Source organism: Kitasatospora sp. NPDC058492 (assembly GCF_042720685.1).
In the GTDB taxonomy this organism is placed as follows: Bacteria; Actinomycetota; Actinomycetes; order Streptomycetales; family Streptomycetaceae; genus Kitasatospora.
The window spans coordinates 29,532-49,375 of the sequence record NZ_JBHXMU010000019.1 but is presented as its reverse complement, the minus strand read 5'-3'; the positions used below and the strand labels follow the sequence as shown (position 1 = coordinate 49,375).

At 73.0% G+C, this 19,844-nt stretch carries 22 protein-coding genes and 1 pseudogene; 16 read left to right on the top strand and 7 right to left on the bottom strand.

Annotated features, from left to right (window positions below; translation table 11 throughout):
• Positions 1 to 65: 65 nt before the first annotated feature.
• The 5 genes from ACFWPI_RS15095 (at position 66) to ACFWPI_RS15075 (ending at position 4,704) form a co-directional block, all read left to right on the top strand.
• Positions 66 to 926 carry a helix-turn-helix domain-containing protein gene (locus ACFWPI_RS15095; protein ID WP_380370734.1) on the top strand — a complete coding sequence of 287 codons (861 nt, stop codon included), beginning with the start codon at positions 66 to 68 and terminating at the stop codon, positions 924 to 926.
• Positions 923 to 1,156: a DUF397 domain-containing protein gene (locus ACFWPI_RS15090; protein ID WP_380370736.1), complete on the top strand. Its 234-nt coding sequence runs from the start codon at positions 923 to 925 to the stop codon at positions 1,154 to 1,156. Before ACFWPI_RS15095 ends, ACFWPI_RS15090 begins: the two co-directional genes overlap by 4 nt.
• Before the next feature lie 20 nt (positions 1,157 to 1,176).
• On the top strand, positions 1,177 to 1,410 hold the full coding sequence (locus ACFWPI_RS15085) for a DUF397 domain-containing protein (protein ID WP_380370738.1): 234 nt from the start codon (positions 1,177 to 1,179) through the stop codon (positions 1,408 to 1,410).
• Positions 1,411 to 1,556: 146 nt separating this feature from the next.
• The gene (locus ACFWPI_RS15080; RefSeq protein ID WP_380370740.1) at positions 1,557 to 2,375 is read left to right on the top strand and encodes a hypothetical protein; all 819 of its coding nucleotides are present in this window, start codon (positions 1,557 to 1,559) and stop codon (positions 2,373 to 2,375) included.
• A gap of 808 nt (positions 2,376 to 3,183) precedes the next feature.
• Positions 3,184 to 4,704, top strand: coding sequence for a glycosyl hydrolase family 18 protein (locus ACFWPI_RS15075; RefSeq protein ID WP_380370743.1), 1,521 nt, complete (start codon positions 3,184 to 3,186; stop codon positions 4,702 to 4,704).
• Positions 4,705 to 4,788: 84 nt separating this feature from the next.
• Here ACFWPI_RS15075 and ACFWPI_RS15070 read toward each other — a convergent pair.
• Positions 4,789 to 4,887, bottom strand: a pseudogene (locus tag ACFWPI_RS15070) (IS5/IS1182 family transposase); the annotation flags it as partial.
• Positions 4,888 to 4,956: 69 nt separating this feature from the next.
• Here ACFWPI_RS15070 and ACFWPI_RS15065 point away from each other — a divergent pair.
• The 3 genes from ACFWPI_RS15065 to ACFWPI_RS15055 all read left to right on the top strand — a co-directional run bounded on the left by ACFWPI_RS15065 (position 4,957) and on the right by ACFWPI_RS15055 (position 6,970).
• The gene (locus ACFWPI_RS15065) at positions 4,957 to 5,370 is read left to right on the top strand and encodes a hypothetical protein (RefSeq protein WP_380370800.1); all 414 of its coding nucleotides are present in this window, start codon (positions 4,957 to 4,959) and stop codon (positions 5,368 to 5,370) included.
• An 84-nt stretch (positions 5,371 to 5,454) separates the two neighbouring features.
• Positions 5,455 to 5,673, top strand: a complete 219-nt coding sequence (locus ACFWPI_RS15060; RefSeq protein ID WP_363372684.1) for a ferredoxin — start codon at positions 5,455 to 5,457, stop codon at positions 5,671 to 5,673.
• Positions 5,674 to 5,764: 91 nt separating this feature from the next.
• Positions 5,765 to 6,970, top strand: coding sequence for a cytochrome P450 (locus tag ACFWPI_RS15055; RefSeq protein ID WP_380370745.1), 1,206 nt, complete (start codon positions 5,765 to 5,767; stop codon positions 6,968 to 6,970).
• Here the strand turns inward: ACFWPI_RS15055 and ACFWPI_RS15050 are convergent.
• Complete coding sequence (locus tag ACFWPI_RS15050) at positions 6,933 to 7,241, bottom strand: transposase (RefSeq protein WP_380424831.1); 309 nt, start codon at positions 7,239 to 7,241, stop codon at positions 6,933 to 6,935. The two genes, ACFWPI_RS15055 and ACFWPI_RS15050, sit on opposite strands and share 38 nt — an antisense overlap.
• 268 nt (positions 7,242 to 7,509) lie before the next feature.
• On the opposite strand from ACFWPI_RS15050, the gene ACFWPI_RS15045 reads away from it, so the two are divergent.
• Together ACFWPI_RS15045 and ACFWPI_RS15040 are read left to right on the top strand one after the other, a co-directional pair.
• Positions 7,510 to 8,652 carry a serine hydrolase domain-containing protein gene (locus ACFWPI_RS15045; protein WP_380370805.1) on the top strand — a complete coding sequence of 381 codons (1,143 nt, stop codon included), beginning with the start codon at positions 7,510 to 7,512 and terminating at the stop codon, positions 8,650 to 8,652.
• Positions 8,649 to 9,251, top strand: a complete 603-nt coding sequence (locus tag ACFWPI_RS15040) for a hypothetical protein (protein WP_380370748.1) — start codon at positions 8,649 to 8,651, stop codon at positions 9,249 to 9,251. Before ACFWPI_RS15045 ends, ACFWPI_RS15040 begins: the two co-directional genes overlap by 4 nt.
• Before the next feature lie 109 nt (positions 9,252 to 9,360).
• Here ACFWPI_RS15040 and ACFWPI_RS15035 read toward each other — a convergent pair whose 3' ends face one another.
• Positions 9,361 to 10,170: an alpha/beta hydrolase gene (locus ACFWPI_RS15035; RefSeq protein WP_363372692.1), complete on the bottom strand. Its 810-nt coding sequence runs from the start codon at positions 10,168 to 10,170 to the stop codon at positions 9,361 to 9,363.
• Positions 10,171 to 10,317: 147 nt separating this feature from the next.
• On the bottom strand, positions 10,318 to 11,832 hold the full coding sequence (locus ACFWPI_RS15030) for a PQQ-binding-like beta-propeller repeat protein (RefSeq protein ID WP_380370752.1): 1,515 nt from the start codon (positions 11,830 to 11,832) through the stop codon (positions 10,318 to 10,320).
• A 171-nt stretch (positions 11,833 to 12,003) separates the two neighbouring features.
• Between ACFWPI_RS15030 and ACFWPI_RS15025 the strand changes: the two genes are divergently transcribed.
• The 6 genes from ACFWPI_RS15025 to ACFWPI_RS15000 all read left to right on the top strand — a co-directional run bounded on the left by ACFWPI_RS15025 (position 12,004) and on the right by ACFWPI_RS15000 (position 16,533).
• Entirely contained in the window at positions 12,004 to 13,461 is a 1,458-nt protein-coding gene (locus ACFWPI_RS15025) for a protein kinase (protein WP_380370755.1), read from the top strand.
• 178 nt (positions 13,462 to 13,639) lie between these two features.
• Positions 13,640 to 14,341 carry an alpha/beta hydrolase gene (locus ACFWPI_RS15020; protein ID WP_380370758.1) on the top strand — a complete coding sequence of 234 codons (702 nt, stop codon included), beginning with the start codon at positions 13,640 to 13,642 and terminating at the stop codon, positions 14,339 to 14,341.
• 90 nt (positions 14,342 to 14,431) lie between these two features.
• Positions 14,432 to 14,785, top strand: coding sequence for a DUF6204 family protein (locus tag ACFWPI_RS15015; RefSeq protein ID WP_063346744.1), 354 nt, complete (start codon positions 14,432 to 14,434; stop codon positions 14,783 to 14,785).
• A gap of 71 nt (positions 14,786 to 14,856) precedes the next feature.
• Positions 14,857 to 15,408, top strand: coding sequence for a MarR family transcriptional regulator (locus ACFWPI_RS15010; RefSeq protein ID WP_380370762.1), 552 nt, complete (start codon positions 14,857 to 14,859; stop codon positions 15,406 to 15,408).
• 199 nt (positions 15,409 to 15,607) lie between these two features.
• On the top strand, positions 15,608 to 15,940 hold the full coding sequence (locus ACFWPI_RS15005; protein ID WP_063346746.1) for a sulfurtransferase TusA family protein: 333 nt from the start codon (positions 15,608 to 15,610) through the stop codon (positions 15,938 to 15,940).
• A gap of 122 nt (positions 15,941 to 16,062) precedes the next feature.
• The gene (locus ACFWPI_RS15000) at positions 16,063 to 16,533 is read left to right on the top strand and encodes a hypothetical protein (RefSeq protein WP_363372707.1); all 471 of its coding nucleotides are present in this window, start codon (positions 16,063 to 16,065) and stop codon (positions 16,531 to 16,533) included.
• 55 nt (positions 16,534 to 16,588) lie between these two features.
• Here ACFWPI_RS15000 and ACFWPI_RS14995 read toward each other — a convergent pair whose 3' ends face one another.
• The 3 genes from ACFWPI_RS14995 to def form a co-directional block, all read right to left on the bottom strand.
• Positions 16,589 to 18,022 carry a transcription antitermination factor NusB gene (locus tag ACFWPI_RS14995; RefSeq protein ID WP_363372709.1) on the bottom strand — a complete coding sequence of 478 codons (1,434 nt, stop codon included), beginning with the start codon at positions 18,020 to 18,022 and terminating at the stop codon, positions 16,589 to 16,591.
• Positions 18,023 to 18,111: 89 nt separating this feature from the next.
• Positions 18,112 to 19,056, bottom strand: a complete 945-nt coding sequence (gene fmt, locus ACFWPI_RS14990; RefSeq protein ID WP_380370767.1) for a methionyl-tRNA formyltransferase — start codon at positions 19,054 to 19,056, stop codon at positions 18,112 to 18,114.
• 70 nt (positions 19,057 to 19,126) lie between these two features.
• Complete coding sequence (gene def / locus ACFWPI_RS14985; protein WP_363372712.1) at positions 19,127 to 19,672, bottom strand: peptide deformylase; 546 nt, start codon at positions 19,670 to 19,672, stop codon at positions 19,127 to 19,129.
• Between the last annotated feature and the right edge of the window lie 172 nt (positions 19,673 to 19,844).

Below are 19,844 nucleotides of genomic sequence, written 5' to 3'. Positions count from 1 at the left end.
AAACGAGTTGAGTCGCCTGCGCATCATGGCGAGACTGGACCCAAACTCAGAGGGAGGGGCGCCACTTGAGCAAGGACCTGTCAGCGATCAGGCAGATCCGCCTCGGCGACGAGCTGCGCAACTGGAGGCTGTACAACAACAAGACCCTTGCCGATTCGACAGCAGGCCTGAAGGGTTGGAACCCCGCCCGCCTCAGCAGAATCGAGCGTGCCCACCAGCAGATCAGCGCAGCCGACTTGAAGACGCTGCTGGATCACTACGGCATCGATGGACAAGAACGCGAGGACTTCGAGAGCCTGCTCAGCGACGGCCCTGCGAGGCGTTGGTGGCGTGGACTGGACTTTGCTGACAGCATCACCTCGGCCTTCGCGGAGTACCTTGATCTCGAAGCCGACGCCTCGCAAATTTCCGAGTACTTTCCTGCCGCGTTCCCCGGGTTGCTTCAAACCGAGGGCTACGCAACCGAGATGATCGCGGCCAGCCTCAGCGCTCCTAATGACGAGCAGATTGAGGCCGCCACAGAGGTCAGGATTCGTCGCCAGCGCAGGCTCACCGACAGTCACCCACTCAACTTCGAGGCGTACTTCGGAGAGGTCGCCCTGCTGGTGGCCGGAGATCAGAGGGTTCTGGCGGATCAGATCCGGCACGTCATCAAGGTGTCTCAGTACCCGAACGTGACCGTCCGCATGGTGCCACTCAGCGCTGGCAGGCCTGGAATTCTGGCATCAGGCGTGGTGCTGATGCGCTTCCCTGGGGATCCAGAAGGAGGATTCGTCTTCATCGAAGCAGTCGGCGGTATGCTCCCGCGTAGAACGGGACGCGACGTACGACGAGCCGAGCGCGCCATTGGCCGTGTTGAGCGCTGCGCGTTGTCACCCGAGGACACCATCACCGCCCTTGAGCGCAAGTTGGAAGAGCTGACGTGAGCGAGAAGCGCAACCCGTACGACCACAACCCCGCCGACGCCGGCTGGACCAAGTCCCCCTTCTCCGCTGACGACAACGGCAGCTGCGTGATCATCGCGCGCTTCCCCAACGGTGACGTCTGGCTCGGCGACGACAAGAACCCGAACCACCCCCACCTCGCCTTCGACCAGGCCGAATGGACCGCCTTCATCCAGGCCATCGAAGCCCACGACCCCCGCTTCACCGCCTGATCACCCACCGGGAGGCCAAGATGCGCGACCGCCACGACCCCTACGACCACAACCCCACCGACGCCGACTGGGCCAAGTCCCCCTTCTCCGCAGAAGGCAACGGCGACTGCGTGATCATCGCGCGCTTCGACAACGGCGACGTCTGGCTCGGCGACGACAAGAACCCGAACCACCCCCACCTCGCCTTCGACCAGGCCGAATGGACCGCCTTCGTCCAAGCCATCGAAGCCCACGACCCCCGCTTCACCGCCTGACTGCCCACCGCCCGGGCCGGGACCGCCGGGAAGCCCTGAGTGGCTGTTGCCGGCACCGGGCCGGTTCACGCTCGCGAAGGCCGCGGCTGGGCAAGGCGCCGGGTCATGAGCATCGTCGCCGAGCTGCCCGAGGCTAGGTTGGCGCGGTGCATCCGATCCGTTTCGAGGCCGCCACGACAGATGGCGTCCATCTCTTCCACTACCTCCCCGGCAATGACCTGGCGGTGACTCGGCACTGGCCTGGCCTGTGGCAGGAATGGCCTGAGGAGGGGACGCCGCACACCGAGTGGGCCGTGAACAACAACAACATGGAGGAAGTCGCCGTCTATGTGGGCCTGGTGTGGCGTCTGACGGCCGGCCTGGACCGCTATGTGATCCCGACGTACTACTGCGACGACGCCGAGCGTTTCCTGAAGCAAACGCCGATGCCGGTGAGCTGGGAGTACGAGGTCGACGCCAAAGCGCCGACCTCCACCACACGGGACAAGGGCTTCGTACCTGGTCGTACGGCGAAGCCCCTTCGGGTGGAGCCGACCGCCGCGGAGCTGGACCATGCCGGTCGTGCGGGCTTGTTCCGGTTGTCGACGCCTCGCGACCTGGTATCCGCGCTGCATGCGGTGATCTTCGATGCCTCGTCGGAGACCACGGTGTTCGCAGTCGCCCCCGGACCGGAGCGTCGCCAGCGTCTGGTGAGCGCGTTGAGCGGCCCGACTCGCCCTACTCTGGCCGAAGTCCTTGAGGGAGAAGGGGTGTTCGTGGACCTGACGATCGGCTCGGATTTCGACTACTACGACTCGGTCATGGTGGCTTCGCGCGCCGATCTGCGGCACCGGGTCGATGACCTGGCTGCCGACTATGCGCGCAGGATCTCGGCATATGAACTGCGCCTGGACGAACTCGCAAGTGTTCCGGACTTCCTCCGGGCGATGCCGGAGCTTGCCGGTGTGGACTTGGACGTTCCCTGAGCCCTCGATCACTCGATCGAGACCCTCGTTCGATCGGCAAGCCGCTTGATCGGTACGACAACAGCTTCCGAGTGCCGTCGAGCAGCTGGCGGTGGACCGCGGGGACGGCGGTGACGCGCAGGGTGTAGCCCTGGCCGCGCCGCACCGTGACGCCCTGATCGAGGGCGGTGGGCCGGCGGACTCCAGCCCGGTGGTGCGGAGGAAGTCGGCGACCGTGCCCGGCATGTCGAGCGTGACCGGCAGCTCGGGGACGGTGCAGGGCGAGGCGGTCGCGGTGGAGCACGTCGAGGACGTCGAGCACGTCGAGGATGTGCCCGGTGCCGCGTACGAGGCGGAACATCTCGCAGATGTGCACGGTCTCGCCCGGCCGCGCACAGGTGAGCGGTTCGCGGAACTTCGGGCGCTGGAGGGGGTGGAGGCCGCTGAGGGTGCCCGGGGCCTCCTCGAAACGCCGTCGGCGTCGAGGGTCAGGCGCCGAAGCCGTCCTCAAACTCCGCGCACTGCTCGCCAACGGCACCCTCGATGCGAACCACTGACCGAGGGCCGGGACCTGGAGCCGATACGGCGCCGGCGATCACAGCCGGTCACCAGCAGGCTGGTTCCACTGATCCCCGAGGCCGCACCCGGCGCCGCTCACCGCGTCCCCAGCGGTGAGTGGCGCCGGCATTACCGATCATCTGATCGACCGTCAACCAGTTCATCCGAACTGCCCCACACGCACAGCTCCCGCCATTACGCTCCCAAGCGTGATCACGCCCGGCGTCGATCCGGGCGCATTCCGTCATCACCACCACAGGGAGCGCATGCCATGAGCGAGCTGGTGTACCCGTCCGACCCCGGCCTCAACGGCCACGCCGTGGACGCGGCCGAACGCACGTACAAGATGAACGGCTTCGACCCGGCGCGAGAGGACTCGAAGCTCTCCTACACCCCCTGCCGGGTCGCCAAGCCCGCCTTCAACACCTACCACCGCAGCGGCGAGCAGACCGTGTCCGGCTTCCTGGACACCACCTGGGCCTACGACAGCCGCCTGACGGACGACACCGGCGGCCCCACCGGCGGGCCGGGCGCGGACCTGACCCGGCTGGAGGCCGCGAACGGCGCCTTCGACGAGATCGTCCTCGGCCTGGTCGGCCTCGTCGGCGGCCAGGGCAGCCTGGCGGCCGCCACCTCCCAGGCCGCCCAGGACTTCGGCATCGCCTCCTCCGAGCGCGGCGCCGTGACCTTCATCGACGCCTGGAGCGCGGCGGCCGCCTACCTCGGCTACGGGTTCGACGGCTGGGTCTCCAACGACTACCAGGACCTGTTCACCCAGCCGAAGGCCCAGGGCCTGCTGGGCGCCGCCCGGCGCCTCAAGGAGCGCAACCCGGACCTCTCTGTCGGCCTGCACATCGGCGGCTGGGACCTGAGCGAGGCGTTCCACGCCATCGCCCAGGAGCCCGCCTCCCGGCGGCGGTTCGCCCAGTCCGTCGTACGGATCTTCCGCGTCTTCCCGATGTTCTCCACCCTCCACCTGGACTGGCGCTGGCCCGGCTCGGCCGGCGCCCCGGAGGCCGGGTACGGCCCGGAGGACGCCGGGAACTACGCCGAGCTCATCCGCGAGACCAGGGCCGCGCTGTCCGCCGCCGACCGGAGCGCGACGATCGCCGTCGCGGTGCCGGCCTCCTCAGCCCAACTGGACGCGATGAACGTCCCGCTCCTCATCGAGGCCGGCGCCGACCGGCTGGACCTGATGTCCTTCGACTTCTTCGGCAGCCCCTGGTCCGAGGGGCTCGGGCACCACACCTCGCTGCGCCGCGATCAGAACAGCAGCCAGACGGACTGCGTCGACAACGCCGTCACCCACCTCATCGAACACGCCGGCGTGGCGCCTCACCGCATCCACCTCGGCTACGCCACCACCACCCGCAACGCCAAGCACGCACACATCACCGGCATTTCGCCCCTGCGCGGCAGGTACGACAACGGCGCGGGCGAGACGGTCGGCTCCTTCGCCCCCGGCACGAGCACCTGCGCCGACGTGCTGCGCAACTACCTCGACCTGGAGCAGGGCAAGGGCCGCAACGGCTTCGAGCTGTACACGGACGTCGTCGCCGACGCCGACTACCTCCACAACCCCAGCACCGGCGTCTTCCTCTCCCTCGACACCCCGCGCTCCGTCCGTGCCAAGGCCGAGTACGCCCGCGCCCGGGGCCTCGGCGGCCTGTTCGCCGAGCACGCCGAGGCCGACCCCGGTGTGCTCACCAACGCCGCCCGCGAGGGCCTGGGGCACACCGTCACCGCGACGGTCGTCGACATGAAGCCCCTCTACGTCACCGGCCGCAGCTGACGGCGGGCGGCGCCGTCCGCACCGCGGGCATCACGGGAGGTCCCGTGATGCCCGTCGTCGGCCCGCTAGGTTCTGTCCGCGCGATCACGAGCGGAGCCAGATGACCGGTGCGGCGACAGTGACCGTGCCGAGGAAGATGTACACGCGCTTGTCATACCTGGTCGCGACGGCGTGGTGCGACCGCCTCGGGACCGTCCGAGGGCCTCGCCGGCCGCCCGGGCGGCCGGCGAGCCGGGGCTCGGCCCGTGGGCGATGCTCGGCAAGACCTTCAAGGGACTGACCGACCGGACGCTCGTTTGGCAGACCGCCGAGTTGCTCGCCCGGGAGACCGGGCGGGACGCCCGGACGGTGCCGGTCCGGCCGGAACTGGTCGTCGAGGTCGCCTTCGACGGCCTCCGGCGCAGCCCCCGCCACCCCGCCGGGCTGGCCCTGCGGTTCGCCCGGGTGGTGCGCTACCGGCCGGACAAGAGCGCCGCCGAGGCCGACACGGTGGCCTCCGTAAGGGAGTTGGCCACCGCCGAAGGGCCCGTGAGGCCGTCCGCGCGGCCGGGTCCGCCGACCCGTCCGGCGAAGTACCGCGGGCTGAAACGCATAGCGCCACAATGGGGGTTCACACACAGGGGCCGAATCAGCCATTCTCGATCCGGCCACCGTACCCCTCCGTGAACGGACCAGCGATGGCTAGGTTGACCGTGACAACGAGAGGCGGCCGCCGGGCAGTCGGCGCCGCCCTGGCGAAAGGTGCCCGACATGCAGGTGAGCGTCGACCGGGACCGTTGCTGCAGCTCCGGCATGTGCGTGATGAACGCCCCCGCGGTCTTCGACCAGGACGACCGGGACAGTCTCGTGATGCTCCGTCAGACCGTCGTGCTGCCCGAGCAGTTCGACGACGTCAGACTCGCCTCCGAGCTCTGCCCGGGCCGGGCGATCACCGTCACCGGGGACGAGCCCGCGCGGACCGGGGCCTGACGGACCCCCGCCGCCGGCCCCGCAGGCCGCCGGGAACCTTCCCGGGCCCCGAACCCCACGAGAACACCCGCGACGTGAGGAGACCCCCGCCTTGACCACCGCACCCACCACCCCCGTCCTCCCACTGCCGGCCCGGCACTCCGGCGGCTGCCCCTTCGGCCCGCCGCCCGCGTACCCCGAGGCCGCCGCCACCGGGCCGGTGACCAGGGCCGAGCTGCCCGACGGCGACCTCTGCTGGCTGGTCACCGGCTTCGCCGAGGTCCGCACCGTGCTGTCCGACCGCCGGTTCAGTGCCGACATACGCCACCCGTCCTTCCCGCTGCTGGTCGCCGGCGCTCGCGAGCTGATCACCGACAATCCGGACTTCCTGCGGCTCGACGACCCCGAGCACGCCCGCCAGCGCCGCATGCTCACCGGGGAATTCCTGGTCAAGCGGGTGGAGGCGCTGCGCCCGGAGATCCAGCGGATCGTGGACGAGGCACTGGACCGGATGACCGCGGGCCGGACCACGGCCGACCTGGTCACCGACTTCGCGCTGCCGGTGCCCTCGCTGGTGATCTGCCTGCTGCTCGGCGTGCCGTACGAGGACCACGACCGCTTCCAGAACCTGAGCCGCACGATGCTCAGCCAGGAGAGCACCGTGGAGCAGCTCCGGGAGGCCCAGGAGGAAATCCTGCACTACCTGCGCGACCTGACGGCCCGCAAGCGCGCACAGCCGCAGGACGACGTCCTCAGCCGACTCGCGGCGCGGGACGACCTGACCCCGGACGACGCGGCCGCCATGAGCGTGCTGCTGCTGGTCGCCGGGCACGAGACGACCGCGAACATGATCGCGCTGTCGACCGCGCTGCTGCTGGAGCACCCCGAGCAGATCCCCGGCCTGGCCGACCCGGCCACCCTGCCGGGCGCGGTGGAGGAGCTGTTGCGGCTGCTGACCATCGTGCACACCGGCCTGCCCCGGGTGGCGCTGGAGGACGTGGAGCTGGGCGGCGTCACCGTCCGGGCCGGGGAGGGCGTGATGGCGATGCTCTCCACCGCCAACCGGGACGAGGCGGTGTTCGGCGGCGCCGGCCATCGGGCGACGGACGAGCTGGACCTGTACCGGGACGCCCGGCGGCAGCTGGCGTTCGGCTTCGGCGTGCACCAGTGCCTGGGCCAGCCGCTGGCCCGCGCCGAACTCCAGATCGCCCTGGAGACGCTGTTCCGCCGGCTGCCGGGGCTGCGGCTGGCCGGCGAGCGCGAGTTCCGTACCGAGTCGTTCATCTACGGGATGCGGTCACTGCCCGTGACCTGGTGAGCGGGGCCCGATGGAGAACTCTCACCGGGCACCCTCCGCGTGAGCCTTTGCGCAGGCGGGCGGCCTGACCGTCCGCCTTCTCCGGGATCGTGTGCCGGATGCCGCGCCTGCGCAGGTAGGCGCGGCACGGGCCGTTGCTGTAGGCCTTGTCGGCGGCCACGCTGTCGGGCGTCTTCCGGGGCCTGCCCGGCCCTGTCCGCGGGACACGGATCTTCTCCGGTACCGGCTCGAACTGCGTGCAGTCCGCCCGCTGCCCCGGCGTGACGACCAGGGACAGCGGGCGGCACCGGCCGTCCGCCCCTTTGAGGCCACCGCTGGGACCACAGCGCGGTCAGCGCGTCCAGTGCTTCACGATCCACTCCGAGCCCTCTCCCCAGTCGTCCACCCTCATGCCCGACGACGGCTCCCCGCCCGACGAGGGCCGCCCCGACCGCTGGTCGGGAAACGGGTCGTGCCGAGCGGCCCGACGCCGTACCGTGGTCCGGTCGACGATCTTGGGGCAGCGACCCCACGAGGACCAGAGGACGGGGCTGGACACCATGCAGCAGTACCAGGGCTGGGCCGACGAACGGTTCGGCGCCGTGGCGGACGTCTTCGCCCGCAACTTCGCCGAGTTCCCCGAACTCGGCGCCGCCGTCACGGTGTTCGCCTGCGGCCGCAAGGTCGTCGAATTGTGGGGCGGGACGGCCGACGAACGCACCGGCCGGGCCTGGACGCAGGACACCGTCGTCCCGGTCTTCTCCTGCGCCAAGGGCCCCGTGAGCATCAGCACCCACCTGCTCGCCCAGCAGGGCCTCCTCGACCTCGACGCGCCGATCGCCCGCTACTGGCCCGAGTTCGCCCGCCACGGCAAGCAGGACATCACCACCCGCATGATCCTCGGCCACCGCGCGGGCATCCCGGCCCTGGACGCGGCGCTCTCCTTCGAGGAGATCGCCGCCTGGGCTCCCGTCGTCCGCGCGATCGAGGAGCAGGAGCCGCTCTGGGAGCCCGGCACCGCCTACGAGTACCACGGCCACGTCCTGGGCTTCGCGGTCGGCGAGGTGATCCGCCGGATCACCGGGCTCACGCCGGGCGCGTTCCTCCGCAAGGAGATCGCCGAGCCGCTCGGCCTGCCGGCCTGGATCGGCCTGCCGGAGAGCGAACTCCCGCGCCTGGCCCGGCTGGTGGAGGCGGAGGGCCGCCGCCCGATGCCCGGCCCGGAGCACCTGCTGACCCGGATCGTGACGATGAACGGCGCCCTGGTCTTCCCCGGCCTGGACGTGCCGCACGGCTGGAACGACCCGGCCCTGCACGCGATCGAGCTGCCCGGCGCGGGCGCGGTCGCCTCCGCCACCGGGCTGGCGGGGCTGTACGCGGCGGCCGCGACCGGCCTGGACGGCGGCCCGCGCCTGCTCTCGCACGAGACCGTCACCGACGCGGTGCGCGAAGTCTCCTCCGGCGCGGGCTTCCTGGGCTTCGACATGGGCGCCCGCTGGGGTTCCGGCCTGCTGCTCGACTCCCCCGCCTTCCGCCCGCTGCTGGGCGAGCGCAGCTTCGGCAACGACGGCGCGGGCGGCCAGTTCGCCTTCGGGGACGACGAGTTCGGCGTCGGCTTCGGCTACGTCGCCAACCGGATGATCGGCCACGGCGACGCCCGCGCCAACCGGCTGATCGAGGCGGTGCGCGGGTGCCTGGGGTGACGGACTTCCTCGCGCGACTCACCGCGCTGGCGGCCACCGGCGGCCTGGACGGCCCGGACGGGCTGCGCTACAACGCCTCGCTGCCCGAACTCGCCGCCCACTACGGCGACCCCTGGGACGGCGGGCGGATCCACCGCGAGTCCCGCTGGCCGCACGGCTTCAGCTGGGGCGACGTGCAGACGGTGTTCTGCCGCTGCCGCCGGCTCCAGTCGCTGTCCCTGCCCGTGTGGCACGGCGAACTCGAACTCCCGCTGGCCGGCGGCGGGTTGCTGACGCTCGACACGCACGTCACCGAGTCGGCCCTGATCGCCGCGCTGACCGCCGCCGGCTGCCGCTGGGAGACCGTGACGTACGAGAACGTCCCCGACCAGCGCACCCTGGAGGTGGCGGTGGCCGAGGAGGTCCGGGTGGCGTTCGTCCTCACCGACCGCGACGGTCACCAGGCCCGCGACGGCCACGCGGACCGCGAGGGCGGTGACGCGCCGCCGCCCGAGGACTGGCTGCTGAACAAAGCCCTGCTGTGGGGCTACGACCACACCGACTGCCCCGAGCCGGACCGCACCCTCCCGGACGACGGCTGGGGCGCCTCGCCCAACTGACGCGTACGGCCGGCCCGTTGCGCTCGACCTGTTGCACTCGGCCCGCTGCGCCCCCGCGCGCAACGGGCCGGGCGCGCCCCCGAAGTGGGCGCACCCCCGGAGCGGGGGCTCACGCCAGGGCGCGCGGCAGCACCACCCGCACCCACTCCTCCGGCTGCGACAGGTGCGGTGCGTGGCCGGCACCGGGGTACAGGTGCCGTTCCACCTTCGCCAGGGTGAGGTCGATGATGTCCAGCACCTCGCCGTACATCGGCGGGCTGTTGTCACTCTGCGTGAGCAGGGCCGGTTCCGTGAAGCGGGCCAGCGCGGTCAGGTCGAGGTCCAGGGCGTCCGGGTCCCGCAGCTCGTCCAGGTAGGTCGGCGCGTTGCGCACGTACGTGTGCCGCACCGGCGCGGGCAGCTGCGCCCAGGCCCCCGGCCCGAAGGTGACCGTCTCCACGAACAGCTCCGCCGCCGCGGCCGACTCTGCCTGCTCCAGCAGCTCCCGGACGGCGGTGATCCGGTCGGCGAGCGCGGTGGCGACCGGCCGCAGCTCGGGGTCGGCGAGCAGGATGCCGGCGCCGGGCGGCTCGTGCACGGCGATCCCCCGCAGCAGGTCGGGCCGGGCGGCGGCGAGCCGCAGCGTGATCAGCGAACCGTACGAGTTCCCGCAGACGAACGCCGGCGCGAGTCCGAGCCCCTCGATCAGCCCGGCCAGGTCGGCCGCGTCCTCGTAGACCGAACCCTGGGTGAGCGGGTCCTCACTGCGGCTGTGGCCCCGCCGGTCGTAGGCGACGACGGTGGTCGACTCGGCCAGGCCCGGCATCACGCGCGCCCAGCTGTCGGCGTCGCTCCACGAGCCGTGCACCAGGACGACGCCGGGCCCCTCGCCACGGGCCTCGTAGTGCAGCGACACCCCGTTCACCCTGATCTCGGCCATCACGAGCCTCCCGATCTCGGCGGTGCTCCCCCACCAGCCTGACACAGCCGCTCGGGGCGGCACCCCCGGGCCGAGTCCGTCACCGAGCGTGACGAACAGCGGGCGGCCAAGGGCTCCGGAAGGGCTCGGCTCAGACCCCGGACCGGCTCAGCCCATGCCCCGGGCCGGCGGCTCGTCCCGCGTGCCGTCCTCCGCCACCACCGTGAACCGGCCGGGCCCGGAGACCGACAGGTCCACCGGGTGGACGGACTTCGAGTCGTTGACGTCCAGTTCACTGCTCTTCCGCCCGGTCGCGGCGTCGACCCGGGTCAGCTTGTCCCGGGTCAGCGCCCACACCGACGCGCCGTCCACCAGCAGCCCCGTCACCTGGTCGTCCAGCCCGGCCGTCCAGCGCTTCCCGCCGTCGGCGAGCGAGTAGGCGACCAGGCGCCCGGTGGCGATGCGGCTGGGGTTCTTCCCCCCGCTGATCCGGACGTCGTCCGGCTTCTCGCCGGGGACGATCAGCTGGTCGCCGACGACCACCCCGCCGAACAGCGGACGGGCGGCGAACGCGTCGTAGGCGTGGGCACCGCCCAGCATGACGTCGAGGTCGTACTCGTCCCCCGCGACCGGGATCGACGCCCGCTGCCGCCCCGCCCCGTCGAAGCTGAGAACGGCGTGCGTCCCGCGCTCGCCCTGCGCGTCGACCCAGACCGCGAGGGGCTCGGTGGAGACCACCGCGACGTCCTTCAGCCCGCCCGTGACCGGCAGGGCGACCCGGGTCCGCTCCTGCCCGTCCGCCGGGGCCAGCGACCGCAGCACCGGCGCGGCGTCGCCGCACTGCGCGACCGTCACCACCTCCGCCGCCCCGCCCGCCACCTGCAACGGCGCGCAGCCGGCGTCCGCGTCGCCGCGCCAGGAAGCGCGCCCGTCGGCCAGATGCACCGCGCGCCAGCCGGTCCGCTCCTGGAGGACGGCCTCGTCCCCGGCGACGGCGAGCAGATCGGGCGCCGCCGTGTCCCCGACGCGGCCGGGCGCGTCCGCCGCGGCGGTCCAGGCGGCCGTGCCGTTGGCGAGGTTGAGCGCAGTCACCGCCGCGCACGGCCGGTCGTGCGGGGAGTGGCCGAGCAGTCCGAGGCCGTGGCCCGTCCCGCGGCTCATGGCGCAGACGGAGTCCTCGCCCGGCGGCGTCCACCGCCACGCGACCTGCCCGGTGGCGCCGCGGTAGGCCACCACCTGGTCGGGCCGGACCCGCACCACCACGTCCCCGCTGGTCCAGCTGCCGACGGCGCGGATCGACGACGGCCGGTCCAGCGGCGCCTCCCAGGCGTCGTTGAGGCCGGTCCCGGCGAAGGAGACGAACACGGCGAGCCCGAACAGGATCCCGACGGCGACCGCGGGGAAGCCGCGCCGGGGGTGGAGCAGCGCCCACAGCAGGCCGGCCCCGCAGGGCATCAGGCCGAGGATGCTGACGATGCCCATGAAGTCGAGGCTCTCGCCGCCGTACCCCTGGGACGGCCCGATCAGCACGGCCAGGCCCATGCTCGCGAACATGGCCCCCAGCACCCCGCCGGAGACCACCATCCAGGCCTCCTTGTCCATCGCGAACCCGCCCCTGGCGAGGCGGACGGACCTGCGGGCCCACCCGGCCCCGGCGGCACTGTCCACGGGCCCCTCGGCCATGTCGGTCACTCCCCCGTCAAGCGCCGCCCACCGCATGAGCGACGATCATCGGATGATCGCAGAGCCTCGCTGGATCCTGAACAAAGACAACGGAAAACTCCCGGCCCCACCGACGGACGGTAGGTTGGCCCGGGGGCCGGGGCGCGGCACCGGGGCACGAAAGGGGCGGGGATGCAGCCGGGCGACGTACTCGACGGGCGGTACGAGCTGGTCGAGCAGATCGGCGAGGGCGCCTTCGGCGCGGTCTGGAAGGCCCGCGACGCGCGGATCCAACGGCTCGTCGCCGTCAAGGTGATGCTCCCGGGCAGCAACAACACCCCCAAGGACGCGGCCCGGTTCGTCCGCGAGGTGGCCACCGCCGGCGCGCTCAACCACCCGTCCATCGTCACCGTGCACGACTTCGGCCAACACGACGAGGCCGGCCGGCCGTTCTACTTCCTGGTCATGGAACTGCTCGACGGCGCCCCCCTCAGCCGCCACCTCGGCGATGGGCCGCTGCCCCTGCGCCAGGCCCTCACCTGGGCCGTCCAGATCTCCCAGGCCCTCGCCACCGCCCACCGGGCCGGCGTCGTCCACCGGGACGTCAAACCCGCCAACGTGATGATCCAGTCCTCCGGCGAAGTCAAGGTCGTCGACTTCGGCATCGCCCGGGTCGGCACCGCCGACGACGGCATCACCAGCACCAACGTCATCGTCGGCACCCCCGCCTACATGGCCCCCGAACGCTTCGACAGCCGCGGCCTCGACGCCCGCTCCGACCTCTACGCCTTCGGCTGCCTCCTGTACGAACTCCTCACCGGCCGCACGCCGTTCCGCGGCACCCTCTACGAACTCATCCGCCAGCACGGCGAGGTCCACCCCGCCGCCCCCGGCACCCTGCGACCCGGCCTGCCCGCCGACGTCGACACCCTCGTCCTCGAACTGCTCGCCAAGGACCCCGACCGGCGGCCGCCGCACGCCGACCAGGTCGCCGAACGCCTGCTCCACCTCGCCGAGCAGGCCGAACAGCCCCCGGCCGGCTACCACGCCACCGTCCGGGACGTCCCCGCCGCCGAGGAGGACCCGTACGTCCTCGCCCGCCGACGGGAGGCGGACGCGCTGTTCCAGCACACCCGCGACCAGGCCGCCCAGGTCGCGCTGCAGTTCGAAACCAGCATCGCCCAGCGGCGCCGCCAGCTCGACCAGGACCTCGCCGACCAGCGGGCCCACGCCGAGGCCCGGGCGCAACAGATCGTCACCGACGCCCAGCAACGCGGCGAGGAGCTCGAACGGGAGGCCGCCGCCCGGGCGGCCGCCAGCCTCAAGCAGCTCACCGAGGCCGAACAGCGCACCGACCTGCTGCGCCGGCAGACCGACAAACTGCGCAACGACGCCGAGAGCCTGCGCCGCACGGTCGACAACGCCCGCCGCCAGGCCTCCGACTTCCTCGCCGACGCGGCCGCCAAGGCCGGCCTCGGCCCGGCCACCGAACCCCGCCGCTCGATCGCCCCGCCGGCCGGCACGCAAACCGGCTCCCAGAGCGGCGCGCAGACCGGCTCGCAGCGCCGGAAGCTCCCGAGCATGCAGGACCTGCTCTCCGGCCGGAGCCGCTCCACCGGCGGCGGAGACCAGCCGGGCCGCCCCTCCTGACCTCGCCCCGACGCCCCGCCCCAACGCCTCGTACCCGGAGGCGAGTCGGCCCGCCAGGCCCAGTCCACGCGGGCCCCGCCCCCGCGCCACCGGCTGGGCCCTGCGGCCCCTGCTCACGCACCGCGACCCGCCCACGGAACCGTAGAATCCGCAGGTAGACACCAGGGAAGGATTTCGCGTGTTCCAGGCGCAGCGGCCGCGCACCGCACAACTGACCCCACGACTCGGCGACGACGGGACGGGGCGGGTCGAAGCCGTCGCCCTGCTGCTGCCCGGCGGGTTCCTGCGCAGCCGGCGCGGACCGCTGAAGGTCGCCGAACTGGGCCTGCGCCGCCTCACCGCCGAACTCGCCGACCGCGGCCGCCCGCACGGCCTCGCCGTCCACCTGCTGCGCTACCGCTACAGCGGCTGGAACGGCACCGACGCCGACACCGCCGTCGACACCCGCTGGGCCCTCGACGAACTCGCCCGCCGCTACGGCGACGTACCCGTCGTCCTCATCGGCAACTCCCTCGGCGGGCGCGCCGCCTTCTGGTGCGCCGGGCACCCGAACGTCGTCGGCGTCGCCGGCATCGCGCCCTGGCTGCCCAGCGGCGACCCCGTCGACCACCTCGCCGGCCGGCGCGTCCTGATCGTCCACGGCACCGGCGACCACAGCGCCGCCAACGCCAACCAGTCCCTCGAATACGCCCTGCGGGCCCGCCCGGTCGTCCCCGACCTCGCCCGCTACGAAGCCCCCGGCGCCAACCACTACCTCATCCGGCAGACCGCCGACATCAGCGCCCTCACCACGGACTTCACCCTCGACACCCTCAAGGCCGAACCGGCCCCGCTCGCCTCCGGCACCGTCTGCACCCGCCTGCCCACCCGGCGCGCCTAGGTCCGCCCGGGAACTGTCGACCAGCGAGACCCGACCAGCGGCACGAAATCGGGTTGGCGGTCGACCGCCCGCCTTGCCTATGGTCGGGGGATGACCACTCGAACCTTCCGCATCATGGTGCGCGGCGTCTTCGACGGCCTGAGCGCCGAGCAGCACGCCGAACTCCTCGCCCGCGCGCCCGAACACGACGTGCTGCGCGCGGCCTTCACCCGCGAGGGACACCTCAGCTACGACCTCGGCGCGCGGGCCGCCTTCACCTTCCGCTTCCTCGACTCGGGCGAGGCGGAGGAGGACATCCTGGCGGCCGCCGAGCGGGCCGAGCAGGCGGCGCGGGCCTGGCTGGCCGAGCGCGGCTACGGCTACAAGAACCTGCGCTCCCAGGCCGAGGACCTCTCGCAGGCACCGCTCGGCAAGCGGCAGCGCCGCGCCGCCAACGCCGGCTAGCCCCCTCCCCCTCCCGCTACCTCCTTGACGGCTCACCGCACCGGTATGCTTGAGTAGTCAAGGAGGTAGCAATGACAGACCCGCACGCCAACCCGCACACGAACCCACCGGCCGACCCGCAGGCCAACCCTCAGACCGACCCGCACCCGGGCACCCGGCCCGACCCGCTGGACACCGCCCTGCGGCTGGTCCGCGCCCAGGCCGCCGTGGCCAAGCGCTTCGACGCGGGCCTCAGCCGCCTGCACGGCGTGAGCCTGTCCGACTTCACCCTGCTGCTCCACCTCGGTCACGCCCCCGGCGGCCGGATGCGCCGGGTCGACCTCGCCGAGGCCCTCGGCGTCACCGCCTCGGGCGTCACCCGCGGACTGGCGCCGCTGGAGCGGATCGGCCTGGTGAGCCGGGAGGCGGCGGCCCGCGACGCCCGGGTCGCCTACGCGGCCCTGACGCCGACCGGCCGCGAACGACTCGCCGAGATGCTGTACACGGCCCGGAAGGTCGCGGCCGAGCTCTTCGCCGCCGACCAGTGGAGCCCCGACGACCTCGACCGCCTCGCCGTCCTGCTCACCCGCCTCGGCGGTACCGCCCCCGACCAGCGGCCGGGGGCGGCCACAGCCCGCGACTAACGGACCAACGGACTGCTGGACTGCCGAACTACGAAACTGCTAGATCCCGAACGGCGCCGCGTACCGCACCGTCCCGGACGGCAACGGGTGCCGCTCTCCGGGTCCAGGGCGAGGGCCATCAGCGCCTCGCCCCGGCCCGGCGCCTAGGCTGAGCCCTGCACCCCGGCACCGCCGCACCACCGCGAAGGGCAGCAACCCCATGACCCACACCCCCGGGCAGCAGCCCGGCCAGGAGCCCGCCCCCGACCTGACCGTCGACGGCACCGGCCTGCTCTGCGTCCAACTGCTGCTGCGCCTGCGCGCCCGGATCGCCGACCTGCCGGCCGGCGCGGTGGTGCACATCCACACCACCGACCCCGCCGCCCCCCTCGACCTTCCCGCCTGGTGCCACCTGACCGGCCACGACTACCTCGGCCCCGTCCCGCACCCGGCCACCGACCGCGAGGTGTACGCCCTGCGCCTCACCGCCGCAGCCCGCCCGACCCGCGCCGACCGCCCCTGGCACCCCGCGCCGGACCCGGCCACCGACTGACCACCCCCGGCCCGAAATCCCCACGCGCCCCCGCCGGCCGCCCCGCCCGGCTCCCTTCGGCGGTCCGGTGTGCCACGATGGGGAGAGCCGAACGGCCAAGCCTCACAAGGAGGTTGACCACCATGGATCCGATCCTCAGCTGCCACTGGCACGACCAGGACGGCGAGTGGGCACTGTCCGTCAGCCGCAACGGCGGCGGCTGGGAGCTGCTCGCCGCCGCGCCCCGCTGGTCCGAGTCGCTCCCGTTCGCCGGGCCGGAGGACGTCCGCCGGCTCGCCCAGGCGCTGCTGGACCTGCCGTCCGATCCGGAGCCGTACGAGTTCGAATGGCGGCTCTCCCGGACGGAGTTCGAGCGCACCGAGAACGAGCGCACCCACTTCGCGACGCTCGCCGTCGGGCTGGACCCCACCGACGGCCACCGCCCCTACCTCGCCTACCAGTCGTACTACCACCGGGGGCAGGCGAGCGGGCTCGGCCTGGAGGTGATCTGCGAGGACCCCCCGGTCGACCGCCTCCGCGCCCAGGCCCACGCCCTCCTCACCGACCTCCCCGGCCCCCCGCCCGCCCGGCCGCAGCCCCCCTCACCCGGCTGAGCGCACCGCTCTCCCCAGTCCCCCCACCAGGTCACGGGATCACGGGATCAGCGGATCACGCCGTCCGCCGCAGCAGCGCCAGGTACATCGCGTCCGTCCCGTGCAGGTGCGGCCAGAGCTGCACGTCCGGCCCGTCCCCGAGCGCGGGGACGCCGGGCAGCAGCGGGCGCGCGTCGATCCACTCGACCCGGCCGCCCTCGGCCCGCAGCACGTCGTCCACGACGGCCCGGGTCTCCGCGAGGTGCGGCGAGCAGGTCGCGTACCCGACCACCCCGCCGACCCGGGTGGCGTCGATCGCCGAGCGCAGCAGGTCCCGCTGGAGCGGGCCGAAGGCCGCGACGTCGGCGGGGCGGCGGCGCCAGCGCGCCTCGGGGCGGCGGCGCAGGGCGCCCAGGCCGGAGCACGGCACGTCGACCAGCACCCGGTCGAAGCCGCCGGAGCGCCAGGCCGGGCGGGTGCCGTCCGCGGTGATCACCGTGTACGGGCCGGGGTTGCCCTCCAGCGCCCGGGCGACCAGCCGCGCGCGGTGCGGCTGCTTCTCGCTCGCGACCAGCCCGGCGCCGCGTTCGGCGGCCAGCGCCGCGAGCAGCGCGGCCTTGCCGCCGGGGCCGGCGCAGCCGTCCAGCCAGAGCCGGTCCGGGCCGTCCAGCGGGGCGTTGGCCAGGGCGAGGGCGACCAGCTGGCTGCCTTCGTCCTGGACGCCCGCCCGGTTGTCCCGGACGGCCTCCAACGAGCCCGGGTCGCCGCCTTCGGCGAGCCGCAGCGCGAACGGGGACCAGCGGCCGGGCTCGGCCTCGGGCAGCGCGTCGGCGAGTTCGCCGACGTCGACCCGGCCGGGGCGGGCGACGAGGGTCACCTCGGGCCGCTCGTTGTCGGCACGCAGCAGGTCCTCCAGGGCGCTGCGCCCGGAAGCGTCGGGCTGCCAGCGGCCGAGCGAGTCCCAGAGCGCGGAGACGACCCAGCGCGGGTGCGAGTGGACGACGGCGAGGTGGTCCTCGGCGTCCTTCTCGTACGGCGGGGCGACCTTCTCGATCCAGGCGTCCAGGTCGTGGGCGCTGATCCGGCGCAGGACGGCGTTGACGAACTTGGCCTTGCCGTCGCCGAGCACCACCCGGGCCAGCTCGACGGTGGCCGAGACCGCCGCGTGGCTGGGGATGCGGGTGGTGAGCAGCTGGTGGGCGCCGAGCGAGAGCACGTCCAGGACCGGCGGGTCGACCTTGCTGAGCGGCCGGTCGATGCAGGCGGCGATGATCGCGTCGTAGGTGCCCTGCAAGCGCAGGGTGCCGTAGACGAGCTCGGTGGCGAGGGCGGCGTCGCGCCGGTCCATGCCCTTCTGCTCGGCTTCGCGGAGCAGCGACGGCAGGATCAGGTTGGCGTACGCGTCGCGCTCGTCGACGGCGCGCAGCGCGCGGAACGCGACGATCCGGGCCGGGTCCTTCTTCGGGCGGCGGTGCGGGCGGGGGGCGCGCTGGGCGCTGGGGGTGGTCACAGGGTGCCTCAAGGTGCTGCGGTGGTTATCGGTGGCTATCAGACGATTATCAGTGGTTATCAGACGAACAGTAACGCTAAACCTGAGCCTCAGCCCTCGGAGCCGAAGCGCTCCCCGGACTCCAGCCGCGCCCCGCGCGCCCAGTCCGCCGCCCGCATCTCCTTCTTCCCCTGCGGCCGGACCTCCCCGAGTTCGACCTCGTGGCTGCCCGTCCCGACCCGCACGCTGTTCTTGCCGACCACGGCCAGCTCCCCGGGCGCCAGGGCGGACGAGTCGGTCAGCAGCTTCACCGGCCCGGTGATCTTCAGCCGCTCGCCGCGGAACTCCGTCCAGGCGCCGGGCGCCGGGGCGCAGCCGCGCACCACACGGTCGATCCGCAGGGCGGGGTGGCTCCACTCGATGCGCGCGTCCTCGACGGTGATCTTCGGGGCGAGCGTGACGCCCTCGGCCGGCTGCGGGAGGGCGTGCAGGGAGCCGTCCTCGATGCCGTCCATGGTGGCGGTGAGCAGTCGCGCGCCGGACACCGAGAGGCGGGTGAGCAGTTCGCCGCTGGTGTCGGTCGGGCGGATCTCCTCGGTGATCACGCCGTAGACCGGACCGGAGTCCAGGCCCTGCTCGATCAGGAAGGTGGCCGCGCCGGTGACCTCGTCGCCGGCCAGCACCGCGTGCTGGACGGGGGCCGCGCCGCGCCAGGCGGGCAGCAGCGAGAAGTGCAGGTTGACCCAGCCGCGCTTGGGGATCTCCAGCGTGCCGGGACGCAGCAGCGCGCCGTAGGCGACCACCGGGCAGCAGTCGGGGGCGAGTTCGGTGAGCCGGGCGACGAACTCCGGGTCGCTGGGCTTCGCCGGCTTGAGGACCTCGATCCCGGCCTCCTCGGCGCGCTGGGCGACGGGGCTGGCGACCAGCTTGCGCCCTCGCCCGGCGGGGGCGTCGGGGCGGGTGACCACCGCGACGACCTCGTGCCGGTCGGAGGCGAGCAGGGCGTCCAGGGCGGGAACGGCGACCTCGGGGGTGCCGGCGAAGACGAGACGCATCAAGTGCCTTTCTGCAAGAAGACGTTGGAGATCAGAGGGTTCGGCGCCAGAGGGTTCGGCGCCAGAGGGTTCAGCGCGCGGCGCCGAACGTGCTGTGCGGGGAGACCTTGACGACCGGCGCGGGCGCGCCGCCCCAGTCGGTGTCGCGGATCGCCTTCAGCGCGGCCTTGCGCTGCTCGCGGTCGAGCCGGTCGATGAAGATGATGCCGTCGAGGTGGTCGGTCTCGTGCTGGATGCAACGGGCGAGCAGCCGGGTGCCCTCCAGGGTGACCGGATCGCCGTACATGGTGAAGCCCTTGGCGACCACGCCGTAGGCGCGCTTGGTGTCGTAGCGCAGGCCGGGCAGCGAGAGGCAGCCCTCGGGGCCGTCCTGCTCCTCCTCGGTCAGCGACAGGTCCGGGTTGATCAGGTGCCCGGTGACACCGTCCACGTGATAGGTGAACACCCGCAGGGAGACGCCGAGTTGGGGCGCGGCGAGGCCTGCACCAGGGGCGTTGAGCATGGTTTCGGTGAGGTCGCCGACCAGGGTGCGCAGTTCCTTGTCGAACGTGGTCACCGGCTGGGCGGTGGCCCGCAGGACGGGGTCTCCGAAGAGCCGGATCGGCTGGATCGCCATGGGGTACGGGCTCCTGTCCGTCGAGGGTGCGGGGTTGCGGGCAACTACGGGTTCCCGGCAAGTCTATGCAACGCACCCGGCCCGCCGCCCATGCCCTCGCACCGCCCCTCGCACCACCCTTCGCGCGGCCCCGAACGCCCCTCCCCCACCCCGGCACCGGCTTCTGGCATAT